This window comes from Azospirillum sp. SYSU D00513 (assembly GCF_017356015.1).
Classification (GTDB): Bacteria; Pseudomonadota; Alphaproteobacteria; order Azospirillales; family Azospirillaceae; genus Azospirillum.
This window is the reverse complement of the sequence record NZ_JAFIQV010000013.1, coordinates 54,484-66,648: the sequence shown is the minus strand read 5'-3', so window position 1 is coordinate 66,648 and position 12,165 is coordinate 54,484. Positions and strand designations below refer to the sequence as shown.

Here is a 12,165-nt window from a genome sequence, read left to right as displayed (position 1 = left end):
GCCCGCTACCGCGACAGGCCGCTCCAGTCGGTCGGCTCCCGCGAGCAGCCGGCGCAGCTGGCACCGCTCAGCGCGATCATGTCATCGCCGGTCGCGAGGTCCGCGAACTCCTGGGGCGTCAGTCCGGTCAGAACGGCAGCGCTGCGGTCGGTGGACACGATCAGATCCTCCGCCGCAAGGGAGACGCGGTCGCCGACGGCGAAGGCCGGCGGGCGGCTCGCGATGATGACGCGGGCCGGGCGTCCGTCCGGACCGGCGATCACGTCATCGACCGTGCCGAGCATTCGTTCGCCGTCCTCGGACAGGACCATGAGGCCTTCCATCGCCAGCGGGTTGCTGTCGGCTGCGGCCGTCCGGGTGTCGGCATGGCCGCCCGCGCAGGCGGTCAGCAGGAGCAGGGCGACGGCGGACAGGGGAGCGGAAAGAGGGACAGGCAGGGACGGCTTCATCCGGCGCATGGCGGGGCCTCCGTTTCGGGTTGACATCCGTTACTTCGATCAACAACAGCCGAACCGGCAATATAGCCACGGTCCAGCCGAACATGCCGCCGGCGCGGCATGCCGATGGAGGCGTGCGGACCGGCATGGCTTCGCCGGCTGGGGCGAGACTGGCGTTTGATGCACTTCCAAGTTGTGTCATAGGCCGCCAGTCGTATTGACCGCCCTTGAGTGCCCTGAGAGCATTCCGGTATTGCCGAAACAGATATATAAAGTTCTAAACCGAGACGCGAATCTGTCATAGTCATGCCGACCGGTCTTCCGGAATGGGCAAAAGCGGAGAGGATCGCGATGCGGATCGCCGATACGCTCAGCCGGCTCGCCGAACTGACAAACGACGGCATCCTCGTGCTCGCCGCCGATCCGGTCGTCCCGGACGGTCCCGGGCCGGCCATCCTTTACGCCAACCCCGCCTTCCTCCGTCTGAGCGGCCACGCCGAAGAGGATCTGATCGGGCAACCCCTGTCGGTCCTGCATGGGCAGGCCACCGACCGGGCAGCCCTTCAACGCCTTTTCCAGGCGCTGGCGCAGGGGCGTTCACATGAGGAGGAACTGGTCCAGTACCGGCGCGGGGGCGAACCCTTCTGGGCCGCCCTCGCCGCCCATCCCGTCACCGGCGAGGGCGGAGTGCGGACCGGCGTCATGGTCGTCTTCCGCGACATCACGGCCCGCAGGCGGGCGGAGCAGGACATCGCCGACCGCGAGCGGCGCCTGACCGAAATCCAGCGCATCGCGGGGCTCGGCTGGTGGAGTTGCGACCTCCGGACGCGGCGGCTTACCTATTCCGACATCGTCGCGGCCATCTTCGGACGCGCGCCGGGCGCACCGCCCCTGGGCATCGACGAGGTGCGGGCGATGATTCACCCCGACGACCGGAGAGCCGCCCGGGAGGCGCTGGAACGGGGGGCAGCACCCTGTACCTTCGAGGTGCGCGTCCTGCGCCCGCACGGGGAAGTCCGCTGGGTCCACAGCGAAGTCACGGTGGAGCGCGACGACACCGGCAAGCCTCTGTTCCTTTACGGTCTCCTGCGCGACGTGACGGAACGCCAACGCACGACCGAGGCGCTGCGCAGGGCCAAGGAGGAGGCGGAGTCCGCCAACTTGACGAAGTCGCGTTTCCTGGCGGCGGCCAGCCATGACCTCCGCCAGCCTCTGAACGCGATGAGCCTGCTGCTGGGGGTGCTGCGCACGCGGGAGAACGCTCCGGGAACCGCCGAGGTGATCGACCAGCTCCAGCAATCGCTCGATGCGATGATGGAGCTGTTCAACGCCCTGCTCGACCTGTCGCAGTTCGAGATGGGGGCCTACCGCGTGAACCGCTCCGCGGTCGGGCTGGACCGGCTGCAGCAGCGGCTCAGCGTCGATTTCGCCGGGCCGGCCGAGGCGAAGGGTGTGGAGCTCCGCTTCGTCGAAAGCCAGGCCGCCCTGGAGACCGACGCGACGCTGATGGAGCGCGTCCTGCGCAATCTCTTGTCCAACGCCATACGCTACACGCCGGCCGGTGGTCGGGTATTGCTCGGTTGCCGCCGCCGGGGTGCCCATTGGCGCATCGACGTGCTGGACACCGGTCCCGGCATCCCTTCCGAACAGATCCAGGCGATCTTCGAGGAGTTCCACCAGCTCGGCAACCCGGCGCGCCAGCGCGAGGGCGGCCACGGCCTCGGCCTCGCCATCGTCAGGAGGGCCTGCGACCTGCTGGCGCATCCCCTCGACGTCGTGTCCACACCGGGCCGGGGCACGCGTTTCTCCGTGATGGTGCCCGCCGCACAGCGGTCCCGCCCGCCCGCCGCCGAGCCCGAAACCGCCAAGGCGGTCGGGGACCAAGCGGGCTGCGGCGCGGTGCTGGTGATCGAGGACGACCCGCTGGTCGCGACCGCCATGCGCATGATGCTCGAACAGTATGGCTGCCGCGTGCGGCTCGCCCAGTCGGGCACGGAGGCGCTGGAATTCGCGCGGGAGGCGGCGGAGCCGTTCCGGCTGGTTCTCGCCGATTTCCGGCTGCCGGGCGGGATGGACGGAATCGCCGCCGTGTCGGGCCTGCGCGGCGCCATGGCGCCGCACGCGGTCGTGGGGATCGTCACCGGCGACCTGTCCGAGGATATCCAGAGCCGCGCCGCGCAGCTCGGCGCGCGCTGCCTCATCAAGCCGGTCCGCCCGGACGACCTGAGGGCGCTCGTCGAAGCCGCGCGCGGCTGATCCGCCGTTCGCTATGCGTTTCGTTCAGGGCGCCCGAGCTTCGCCGCCGGTGTAGACTGGCGCCATGCCCGAGATGACGCCCTGGCTGATCGCCTTTGCCCTGTACGGCCTTCCGCTGCTGCACGTCGCCCTGTCGCCGCGCGGCGGCTCCTGGCGCCCCCCGCCGGGCAGCCAATGTCCCTTCGGCCCGCGTGCCGGATGGCTGGTCATGGTGCTGCTGCTGGGTCCCATCGGCTGGCTGATGTTCGCCGGCCGGCGGCGGAGCCGCCGCGCAACCTCCCCACCGCGGCGAGAGAACTAGGAACCTATAGAACCTATATAGGAGGTAATATTAGGATAGGCATAGGCGGTTACCTATCCTTAACCATGATCGGCAAGTTTGGCCGGACCTGCGGCGTGCAGGCACCTGCCTTCGAGATCGACCATGGTCACCGACCAAAGCCCGTCCGACCTGCTTTCCCTCTACGCGCGCGTGTTCCGCGAGGCACGCCACTTCCGCGGCCATCTCGCCGCCTTGCTCCTTCTCGGCGTGCTGGGAACGCCGCTGGGGCTGCTGATGCCCTTGCCGGTCACCATCGCGGTGGACAGCGTCATCGGCGGCAAGCCCCTGCCGGACGCGGTGCGGGCCGTGGTTCCCGCATGGTTTCTGGAGAGCGGGGGGAACGCCCTGGTCCTCGCGGTCGGGCTCGTGGTCCTCGTGGCGCTGCTGACGCAGTTCCATGGCCTCGCGGAGCGGCTGCTTCGCGACTGGACCGGCCAGCGCATGGTCGCCGATTTCCGTGCCAAGCTGTTCCTGCACGCACAGCGGCTGGCGCTGGTCCGGCACGACATGAAGGGCGTGTCGGACGCGCTGAACCGCATCGAGGACGATGCCGGTGCCATTCAATGGCAGATCAGCCACGTCATCCTGCCTTTCGTGACATCGGCGGCCTACTTCGCGGGCATGGTCTGGGTCACCTCCCTGATCAACCCGAAGCTGGCGATGGTGGCGCTGGCCGTGTCGCCGCTCTTCGCCCTGTTGACCGCGCTCTCCCATCACCGGCTGCGCAGCCGGTGGGACGCGGTCTGCGAAAAGGACAGCGCCGCCAAGTCGGTCCTGCACGAGACGCTGTCCGCCCTTCGCGTCGTACGCGCCTTCGGCCAGGAGGAGCGGGAGGTGCGCCGCTTCACCCAGCGCACGGACGAGCTGATCCGCTGCTTCATGGGTGCGGCGCTGGCGGAAAGCGGCCTCGGTTTCCTGGTCTCGATCCTGCTGGCGTCGGGCACGGCGTCGGTGCTCTATATCGGCGTGACCGACGTTCAGGCCGGCGCGCTGACGGTGGGCGAGCTGCTCCTGGCCCTGGCTTATCTGGCCCAGCTCTATCAGCCGCTCCAGAACATGGGGCACCAGGTTGCCGCCCAGCAGAAGCTGATGGCGAACCTGCGCCGTGCCTTCGCGCTGCTGGACGAGGCCGAGGACCCGGCCGAGCGCCCGGACGCGCGTCCCATGACGCGCGCGATGGGCGACATCGCCTTCGACGGCGTGTCCTTCGACCATGGCACCGGCCGTGCGATCCTCAACGACATGAGCTTTGCGATCGCCGCCGGCAGCCGCGTCGGGATCGTCGGCAAGTCCGGGGCCGGCAAGTCCTCCATGATCGGGCTTCTGACGCGGCTCTACGACCCGAAGAGCGGCGCGGTGACGCTCGACGGGCAGGATCTGCGCGACCTGAAGCTGGACGACCTGCGCAAGCAGTTCGCCGTGGTGGGCCAGGACACGATCCTGTTCTCGACGACCGTGGCCGCGAACATCGCCTACGGGCGCCCGGACGCGACCATGTGGGAGATCATCGCCGCCGCAAAGGCCGCCGACGCCCACGACTTCATCACCCGCCTGCCGGATGGCTACGAGACACCGGTGGGCGAGCGCGGCATGCGCTTTTCCGGCGGCGAGCGCCAGCGCATCGCGCTGGCCCGCGCCTTCCTGCGCGACGCGCCGATCCTGATCCTGGACGAGCCGACGAGCGCGCTCGACCAGCGCACCGAGCGGGTGATCATGGACGGCATAGAGCGGCTGATGGAAGGCCGCACCACCTTCATGATCACCCACCGCCTCGCCACCCTGCGCGACTGCGACGTGCTGGTCGAGATGGAGGCCGGACGCATCACCAACGTGACGACCGACGTCGCGCGCTGGGTCCGGGGCATGGCGGGCGGCGCGCCGGCGCTGGCGGTCGCGGCGGAGTAGGGAGCAGAGGCAGGGGCCTGCTCAGCTCTTCGCCGTGCCCCGTGCCAGCACCTCCTCGACGGCGCCGGCCAGGGCCTCGAAGGGCTGGGCGCCGCTGACCAGCAGGGGGTGGCCGCCCAGCTTCTGGTCGGGGACGAGCACCGTGGCCGGAACGCCGCTCAGACCGATTCCCTGCGCCTGCTGATGGTCGTCCTGGACCAGCGCCGTGTAGCGGCCCTCCCGCAGGGACACCGCGAGATCGCGGCCGTCGAGCCCGACGGACCGCCCGAGATCGACCAGCACGGAGTCGCGCGCGATGTCGAAGCCGTCCTCGAAGAAGGCGCGGAAGATGGCCGCGTGCATCTCGTCGAACCGCCCCTGCGCTCGGGCGTAGGCGGCGGCCTCATGCGCCTTCCGGCTGCGCGGCTGGACAGGCGGCAGACGTAGCGTCATGCCGCGCTGTTCGGCCAGCGGATAGACCGACTGGCCCCAGACCCGGTGCAGGTAGTCGCCGTCCGGCTCCAGCGTGGGCACCGGATCGGGGCGCAGCTCGAAGGCACGCCAGTCGACGGCGATCCGGTCGCCGTAGGCCTCCTGGAGCTGCTCCAGCGCCGGCAGCCCCAGATAGCAGAAGGGGCAGACATAGTCCGACCAGACGAGGAGCCGCACGGCCGGCGAGGCTGGCGGCGGGACGGGGATCGACACGATGGTCGGCGCGGTCATGGTCGGCGTCTCCTTTTCTTCAGCGGTCAACCGGGGCAAGGAGCCGCGGTTCCGGCTGGCGACAGGCTTCGCCTATCGCCGCTTTCGCAAAATCCGATTGGGCATTCCAGCGGCGGGCCAACATCTACAGGGACATGGCGCCGGTGCTGACCGGTCGCGTCCATGCTCCCACTTTTCCCGCACCCATCCATCATGCCGGACGATCACAGCACGAAGAACCCCTGCGTGAAGGTCTGCAAGTTCAGCACGTCCGGCGACACCGGCGTCTGCCGGGCCTGCTTCCGCACGCGCTACGAGGTCCGGCACTGGAAGCGCCTGTCCGACCCCGAGCGCACCGCCGTGAACCAGCGGGTCCGTCCCCTGATGGAGGCGGAAGCGCCGGCCCGCGGGCCGAAGAAGCTCCGGAAGGTCGAGAAGCGCATCGCCAAGCTGGAAAGGCGCTTGTGCCGGCTGGAGGAGGAACGGCGTGCGCTGCTCGCTCAAGCCGCCGAGGGGCGCTCGAACCGGTAGTCCAGCCGCACCATGCCGCCCTCCAGGCGCTCCATCGCGGTCAGGGACAGGCGGTGGCCGTGGTCGGACTTGGGCCAGAGGGGCACTCCGTCGCCGAGCAGGACGGGGATGACGAACAGTTCGATCCGGTCGAGCGCGCCCGCGTCGAGAAAGGCGCGCTGCACGCTCGCCCCGCCGACCACCCAGGCGTCGCCGCCACCCTCGGTCCGCAGCTTCGCGGCGAGTTCCTCCACCGGCCCGTTCCAGGCCTCCGCACCCGGCGGCAGGTTCTCCACCGGGCGGCTGGTCAGGATGATGGCGCGCTTTCCGGCGTAGGGCCAGCCGACTCCGAAGCTCCAGACCTGATCGTAGGTCGAGCGGCCGAGGATTACCGTCTCGATGTCCTCCAGGAAATTGGCGAAGCCGAAATCCTGCTGCTGGAATTCCAACAGCCAGTCCACGCTGCCGTCCGCCGCGGCGATGTAGCCGTCGAGGCTGGCTGCGATGTAGCCACGAATGCGCATCATGCCGCATCTCCGCCGAGAGGAATGGTCTTGGCCGCCAGCCGGGTCAGCGCCCAGCCGGCCGCGTCGCGCACCACCTCCGACGGGTCGTTCAGAAGCGGCTCGACGGCGCGAAGATGCCCCGGATCGCCGCTGTTGCCCAGCGCGATCAGCACGTTGCGGACGAAACGATCGCGCCCGATCCGCTTGATGGGCGAGCCGGAAAAGACCTGCCGGAAATCGGCGTCGCTGAGCTGTGCCAGGTCCGCCAGGCGAGGAGCCGTCAGCTCGGCGCGCGGGAGGAAGGCGGCCTCGCGGCTCGCCCGGGCGAACTTGTTCCAGGGACAGGCGGCGAGACAGTCGTCGCAGCCGTAGATTCGGTTGCCCATCAGCGGCCGCAGTTCCTCCGGGATTGGTCCCTTGTGCTCGATCGTCAGGTAGGAGATGCAGCGCCGGGCGTCGAGCTGGTTGGGCGCCGGGAAGGCCGAGGTCGGGCAGGCGTCCAGGCAGGCGGTGCAGCGCCCGCAGCGGTCCTCCCCCGGCTCGTCCGCCGGAAGCTCCAGCGTGGTGTAGATCTCGCCCAGGAACAGCCAGGAACCGTGGGTGCGGGAGACGAGGTTGGTGTGCTTGCCCTGCCATCCCAGCCCGGCTTGGGCGGCGAGCGGCTTTTCCATCACCGGCGCGGTGTCCACGAAGACCTTGATCTCCGCCTTCGCCGCCGCGTGAAGCCACTGGCCCAGCGTCTTCAGCCGGCCCTTGATGACGTCGTGGTAGTCGCGGTTGCGCGCGTAGACCGACACGATGCCCCGGTCGGGATGGCCGAGCAGGCCGCGCGGATCCTCGTGAGGTGCGTAGCTGGTTCCGAGCGCTATGACGGTGCGCGCCTCTGGCCAGAGTGCCTTGGGATCGACGCGCCGGTCGGCCTTCTCCTCCATCCAGCCCATGTCGCCGTGGCGCCCCCGGGCCAGGAACTCCGCCAGCCTCTCCCGCGCCTCGCCGCCGAGCGAGGCCGGCGCGAAGCCGACCGCGTCGAAGCCCAGGGCAAGGGCGCGGTCGCGGAGCGCCGCCTTCAGCTTGGCGGGATCAGCCTCGGCCACGGTAGGGCTGGACCTCCTGCGAGGGAATCCACACGCCCTTGGGCGGCTCGCCGGTCTGGAAGAAGACGTCGATGGGAATGCCGCCGCGCGGGTACCAGTAGCCGCCGATGCGCAGCCACACGGGGTTCAGCTCGGACACCAGCCGCTTGCCGATGCCGACCGTGCAGGCCTCGTGGAAGGCGCCGTGGTTGCGGAAGCTGGTCAGGAACAGCTTCAGCGACTTGCTCTCCACCAGCCAGTCGGCGGGCACATAGTCGATCACCAGATGGGCGAAGTCCGGCTGGCCGGTGATCGGGCAAAGGGAGGTGAACTCCGGCGCCGTGAAGCGCACGAGATACCGGTCGCCGGGGTTCGGATTCGGCACCCGCTCCAGCACGGCCTCCTCGGGCGTCTGCGGCTGGACGGTGGCGCCGCCGAGCTGGGTCAGGCCGGAATAGATGGATTCAGACATTGGCATCGTCCTTCGCGGGGGCTTCCGCCGCCGCGGTCTTCTGTTTGTGGGACTTGTCCTTGGCGGGCTTGGGCGGCTTGGCGATCGGGTCGATGGTGGCCGGGATGTCGCCTTCCTGAAGCTCGGCCTCCAAGGCACCCGCGACCTCCTCGAAACGGCCCTGCTCGATGGCGCGGCGCATCTCGGCCATCAGATCCTGGTAGTAGTGCAGGTTGTGCCAGGTCAGCAGCATCGGACCCAGCATCTCGTTCGCCTTGAACAGATGGTGCAGGTAGCCGCGGCTGTAGCTCCGGCAGGCGGGGCAGCCGCAACGGTCGTCCAGCGGGCGCTCGTCATGGGCGTGGCGGGCGTTGCGGATGTTGACCGTCCCGCGCCGCACGAAGGCCTGGCCGGTGCGGCCGGACCGGGTGGGCATGACGCAGTCGAACATGTCCACGCCCCGCCGGACGGCACCGATCAGGTCGCTCGGCCGGCCGACGCCCATCAGGTAGCGCGGGCGGTCCTTGACCATCAGAGGCTCGGTGAAATCAAGCACCTGGAACATGGTCTCCTGGCCCTCGCCGACCGCGAGGCCGCCGATGGCGTAGCCGTCGAAACCGATTTCGGACAGGGCCGACACGCTCTCCGCCCGCAGGTCGGCGTAGACGCCGCCCTGCACGATGCCGAACAGGCCGTAGCCCGGCCGCTCGACGAAGGCGTCCTTGCTGCGCCGCGCCCAGCGCATCGACAGCCGCATGGAACTGGCGGCCTGCGCCTCGGTCGCGGGGAAGGGGGTGCATTCGTCCAGGCACATGGTGATGTTGCTGTCCAGCAGGTGCTGGATCTGGATCGACCGCTCGGGCGTCAGGTGGTGCTTGCTGCCGTCGAGGTGGGATTTGAAGGTCACCCCCTCCTCGGTCATGGTGCGCAGGTCGGACAGGGACATGACCTGGAACCCGCCGCTGTCCGTCAGGATCGGCTTGTCCCAGTTCATGAAGCGGTGCAGCCCGCCCAGCTGATGCACCCGCTCCGCCGTCGGGCGCAGCATCAGGTGGTAGGTGTTGCCGAGCAGGATCTCCGCACCCGTCGACTTCACCGCGTCGGTGGTCATGGCCTTCACCGTCGCGACGGTGCCGACCGGCATGAAGGCCGGCGTGTTGATGGCGCCGTGTGCCGTGGAGACCCGTCCACGCCGGGCGCGGCCGTCCGTCCCGAGAAGCTCGAAGCCGATGCCCGTCATGAAGTCCTCCGCAGGAGCGACGTGTCGCCGTAGCTGAAAAAGCGGTAGTTCCGGTCGATGGCGTGCGCGTAGGCGGCACGCATGCGGTCCATGCCGGCGAAGGCGCAGACCAGCATGAAGAGCGTCGAGCGGGGCAGGTGGAAGTTCGTCAGCAGGATGTCCACGATGCGGAACCGGTATCCCGGCGTGATGAAGATGTCCGTGTCGCCGGAAAAGGGAGCGAGCGTCCCGTCCGCCCGCCCGGCCGTCTCCAGAATGCGCAGGGCCGTGGTGCCCACGGCGACGATCCGGCCGCCGGCGGCACGGGTGGCGTTCACCGCCTCGGCCGTCTCCGGCGAGATCTCGCCCCACTCGCTGTGCATGCGGTGCTCGGCGACATCGTCCACCTTCACCGGCAGGAATGTGCCGGCCCCGACATGGAGCGTCACGGGCACGCGGCGCACCCCGCGCGCTTCCAGCGCCGCCAGAAGCTCCGGCGTGTAGTGCAGCCCGGCGGTCGGGGCGGCGACCGCCCCCTCGCGCGCGGCGAAGACCGTCTGGTAGTCCTCGGCGTCGCCCACGTCGGCCTTGCGCCGGATGTAGGGCGGAAGCGGCATGGTGCCCATGCGGTGCAGGGCCTCGAACAGGGCCGGCCCGGCGGCGGAGAAGCGCAGATGCACCTCCATCCCGTCCTTGGCCAGCACCTCGGCCTCGAAGCCTTCGCCGAAGGCGATGACGTCGCCGGGCTTCAGCCGCTTGCCGGGACGGCAGAAGGCGCGCCACTCGCGCTCGCCGTCACGCTTGTGCAGGTTGACCTCGACGCGAACCTCGCCGCGCCGCCCCTCCAGCCGGGCCGGGATGACGCGCGTATCGTTGACGACCATCAGGTCGCCCGGCTCCAGCAGCGCCGGCAGGTCACGAACGATGTGGTCGCGCAGTTGCTCCCCGACCTCGAGGAGGCGGGCGGCGTCGCGCGGGCGGACGGGATGCTCGGCGATCCGGTCCGGGGGCAGGTCGAAATCGAAATCGGCGGTCTTCATGGAAGCCGCTCGTATAGACCATCGGGACATGGAAAGGAAAGACACCTTGGCGGCGGTCGGCCATGCGCCGGCAGCACCTCTACGCGAAGAAGGTTTTTACGAAGATGCCGGCTACACCGGCGAGGATCGCGCCGACCATCCATTTCAAAACCAGAAGATCGGCCTCAGTTTTCGAAAACCGCCCTTCATGTTCCGCGATGGCTTTGGCTGCCGCCTTCGATTTCTCCTCAGAGGCGCCGGCTTCCTTCAGAGCCTCATACACTTCGGCGATCAGAATGCTCACGGCTGGCCCCTTGCGGTCATGCAAACGTCTTCAACAATACAGCATTCGATCCGATTCCAATATCTTCAACGCTGGAGCCAAGCGCTTGGCTCCAGAGCCTATTCCGGAAGCGGAAGCCCCTGAGCCTTCAGCGCGGCCGTCTGGCGGGTGGCGAGGACGTTCACGTCGAAGTTCCGGATCATCTCCTGGAACAGACGGTACCAGTTCACCTCCGCCTTCAGGTGCAGGAAGACGGAGCCGAGCCCGATGGCGGCGCGGTCCATGAAGACGAACTCGCGGGGGACCTCCACCCCGCCGACGCGGCGCAGCTCGGCATGGACCTTCGCGGCGGTCTCCCGGCCGTAATGGCTGCCGTTGGTCTCCTCGATGGCGCGGGTGCGGTCTTCCATGATCGGGGCGTAGACGAAGCGCGCCCAGATGTTCAGCACGTCCACCAGCTCCTTCGACGGGCTGGCGAAGCCCCAGGTCCGGTAGGCCTCCACCGCCTTCTCCTCGTTGCCGGTGCGCAGCGCGTCGTACAGGTCGATGACGCCCTTCACGAATCGCGGCGGGAAGACGCGGATGCAGCCGAAATCGAGCAGGTTGATCGAACGGTCCGGACGGACCGTGTAGTTGCCGAGATGCGGGTCGCCGTGGATCACGCCGTACTCGTAGAGCGGCACGTACCAGGCCCGGAACATGTTGATCGCCAGCTCGTTGCGGGCGTCCGGATTTTCGGCGACGAAGTCCAGGATCCGGCGCCCCTCCACCCACTCCATCGTCAGCAGGCGCCGGGTGGACAGCTCCGGGACCACGGGCGGCACATGGACGCCCGGCGTGTCCGCCAGCATAGCGGCGTAGAGGCGGGACTGCTTGGCCTCGCGCTCGTAATCCAGCTCCTCGCGCAGGCGGGCGCCGATCTCCGCCTGGATCTGGCGGGTGGAGATGGCGCTGTCGGTCCGCTCGAAAAGCGAGAAGATCAGGCCAAGCTGGCGGAGGTCGGCCTCCACGGCGGACGCCATGTCCGGATACTGGAGCTTGCAGGCGAGCGCGCGCCCGCCCAGGGCGACGGCCTTGTGGACCTGTCCCAGGGAGGCGGCCGCGGCGGCGGTGCGCTCGAAGCTCTTGAATCGGGTGTGCCAGGCGGGGCCCAGTTCGCTCGCCATGCGGCGCTTCACGAAGGGCCAGCCCATGGCGGGCGCGTCGGCCTGGAGCTGCGACAGCTCCTGCACATATTCGCGGGGCAGGGCGTCGGGAATGGTGGAGAGGAGCTGGGCCACCTTCATCAGTGGTCCCTTCAGCCCGCCCAGCGCAAGGCGCAGTTCGGCGGCATGGCGTTCCCGTTCCAGGGGAATGCCCAGGACCCTCTGTCCGGCGAAACGGGCCGCGAGGCCCCCCACGGCGGTCCCGACCCGCGCGTACCGCGCGATCCGCCCGCCCAACCTGTTGTCGTCACTGTTCGGCATGTCCCCTAAATGGGCATGCGGTGGATAAAAAACGAGC

The 12,165-nt window shown here is 69.0% G+C and carries 13 protein-coding genes; 4 read left to right on the top strand and 9 right to left on the bottom strand.

Going from position 1 to position 12,165, the window contains the following annotated elements; genetic code table 11:
* Nucleotides 1-5: 5 nt before the first annotated feature.
* Complete coding sequence (locus JUB11_RS12005) at nt 6-458, bottom strand: hypothetical protein (protein ID WP_207458781.1); 453 nt, start codon at nt 456-458, stop codon at nt 6-8.
* A 330-nt stretch (nt 459-788) separates the two neighbouring features.
* On the opposite strand from JUB11_RS12005, the gene JUB11_RS12000 reads away from it, so the two are divergent.
* The 3 genes from JUB11_RS12000 (at nt 789) to JUB11_RS11990 (ending at nt 4,920) form a co-directional block, all read left to right on the top strand.
* Nucleotides 789-2,693 (top strand): ATP-binding protein, encoded by a 1,905-nt coding sequence (locus JUB11_RS12000; protein WP_207458780.1) that lies wholly within the window; start codon nt 789-791, stop codon nt 2,691-2,693.
* 64 nt (nt 2,694-2,757) lie between these two features.
* A complete protein-coding gene (locus JUB11_RS11995; RefSeq protein WP_207458779.1) occupies nt 2,758-2,994 on the top strand; it encodes a hypothetical protein in 237 nt (78 codons plus the stop codon).
* Between the two features lie 123 nt (nt 2,995-3,117).
* Nucleotides 3,118-4,920, top strand: coding sequence for an ABC transporter ATP-binding protein (locus tag JUB11_RS11990; RefSeq protein ID WP_207458778.1), 1,803 nt, complete (start codon nt 3,118-3,120; stop codon nt 4,918-4,920).
* A gap of 21 nt (nt 4,921-4,941) precedes the next feature.
* On the opposite strand, the gene JUB11_RS11985 is transcribed toward JUB11_RS11990, so the two are convergent.
* The gene (locus JUB11_RS11985; RefSeq protein WP_207458777.1) at nt 4,942-5,622 is read right to left on the bottom strand and encodes a DsbA family protein; all 681 of its coding nucleotides are present in this window, start codon (nt 5,620-5,622) and stop codon (nt 4,942-4,944) included.
* A gap of 162 nt (nt 5,623-5,784) precedes the next feature.
* Here JUB11_RS11985 and JUB11_RS11980 point away from each other — a divergent pair, with 162 nt between their 5' ends.
* On the top strand, nt 5,785-6,132 hold the full coding sequence (locus JUB11_RS11980) for a DUF1289 domain-containing protein (RefSeq protein WP_207458776.1): 348 nt from the start codon (nt 5,785-5,787) through the stop codon (nt 6,130-6,132).
* Here JUB11_RS11980 and JUB11_RS11975 read toward each other — a convergent pair.
* The 7 genes from JUB11_RS11975 to JUB11_RS11945 form a co-directional block, all read right to left on the bottom strand.
* Nucleotides 6,102-6,638, bottom strand: coding sequence for a dihydrofolate reductase family protein (locus JUB11_RS11975; RefSeq protein ID WP_207458775.1), 537 nt, complete (start codon nt 6,636-6,638; stop codon nt 6,102-6,104). The genes JUB11_RS11980 and JUB11_RS11975 overlap by 31 nt on opposite strands.
* Nucleotides 6,635-7,711 (bottom strand): tRNA epoxyqueuosine(34) reductase QueG, encoded by a 1,077-nt coding sequence (queG, locus tag JUB11_RS11970; RefSeq protein WP_207458774.1) that lies wholly within the window; start codon nt 7,709-7,711, stop codon nt 6,635-6,637. The genes JUB11_RS11975 and queG overlap by 4 nt, the downstream gene beginning before the upstream one ends.
* Entirely contained in the window at nt 7,698-8,162 is a 465-nt protein-coding gene (gene queF / locus JUB11_RS11965) for a preQ(1) synthase (protein ID WP_207458773.1), read from the bottom strand. The genes queG and queF overlap by 14 nt, the downstream gene beginning before the upstream one ends.
* A complete protein-coding gene (gene tgt / locus JUB11_RS11960) occupies nt 8,155-9,381 on the bottom strand; it encodes a tRNA guanosine(34) transglycosylase Tgt (protein ID WP_207458772.1) in 1,227 nt (408 codons plus the stop codon). The genes queF and tgt overlap by 8 nt, the downstream gene beginning before the upstream one ends.
* Nucleotides 9,378-10,400, bottom strand: a complete 1,023-nt coding sequence (gene queA / locus JUB11_RS11955) for a tRNA preQ1(34) S-adenosylmethionine ribosyltransferase-isomerase QueA (RefSeq protein ID WP_207458771.1) — start codon at nt 10,398-10,400, stop codon at nt 9,378-9,380. The genes tgt and queA overlap by 4 nt, the downstream gene beginning before the upstream one ends.
* Before the next feature lie 79 nt (nt 10,401-10,479).
* The gene (locus JUB11_RS11950; protein ID WP_207458770.1) at nt 10,480-10,683 is read right to left on the bottom strand and encodes a hypothetical protein; all 204 of its coding nucleotides are present in this window, start codon (nt 10,681-10,683) and stop codon (nt 10,480-10,482) included.
* A 98-nt stretch (nt 10,684-10,781) separates the two neighbouring features.
* Complete coding sequence (locus JUB11_RS11945) at nt 10,782-12,128, bottom strand: AarF/UbiB family protein (RefSeq protein ID WP_207458769.1); 1,347 nt, start codon at nt 12,126-12,128, stop codon at nt 10,782-10,784.
* Nucleotides 12,129-12,165 lie beyond the last annotated feature (37 nt).

Bases quoted from the DNA above. Each gene is read 5' to 3' on its own strand.
- JUB11_RS11980 (WP_207458776.1), top strand. From the start codon at position 5,785: ATGCTCCCACTTTTCCCGCACCCATCCATCATGCCGGACGATCACAGC.
- JUB11_RS11990 (WP_207458778.1), top strand. From the start codon at position 3,118: ATGGTCACCGACCAAAGCCCGTCCGACCTGCTTTCCCTCTACGCGCGC.
- queA (WP_207458771.1), bottom strand. From the start codon at position 10,400: ATGAAGACCGCCGATTTCGATTTCGACCTGCCCCCGGACCGGATCGCC.
- JUB11_RS12005 (WP_207458781.1), bottom strand. From the start codon at position 458: ATGCGCCGGATGAAGCCGTCCCTGCCTGTCCCTCTTTCCGCTCCCCTG.
- tgt (WP_207458772.1), bottom strand. From the start codon at position 9,381: ATGACGGGCATCGGCTTCGAGCTTCTCGGGACGGACGGCCGCGCCCGG.
- JUB11_RS12000 (WP_207458780.1), top strand. From the start codon at position 789: ATGCGGATCGCCGATACGCTCAGCCGGCTCGCCGAACTGACAAACGAC.
- JUB11_RS11975 (WP_207458775.1), bottom strand. From the start codon at position 6,638: ATGATGCGCATTCGTGGCTACATCGCAGCCAGCCTCGACGGCTACATC.
- JUB11_RS11945 (WP_207458769.1), bottom strand. From the start codon at position 12,128: ATGCCGAACAGTGACGACAACAGGTTGGGCGGGCGGATCGCGCGGTAC.
- queF (WP_207458773.1), bottom strand. From the start codon at position 8,162: ATGTCTGAATCCATCTATTCCGGCCTGACCCAGCTCGGCGGCGCCACC.
- JUB11_RS11985 (WP_207458777.1), bottom strand. From the start codon at position 5,622: ATGACCGCGCCGACCATCGTGTCGATCCCCGTCCCGCCGCCAGCCTCG.
- JUB11_RS11995 (WP_207458779.1), top strand. From the start codon at position 2,758: ATGCCCGAGATGACGCCCTGGCTGATCGCCTTTGCCCTGTACGGCCTT.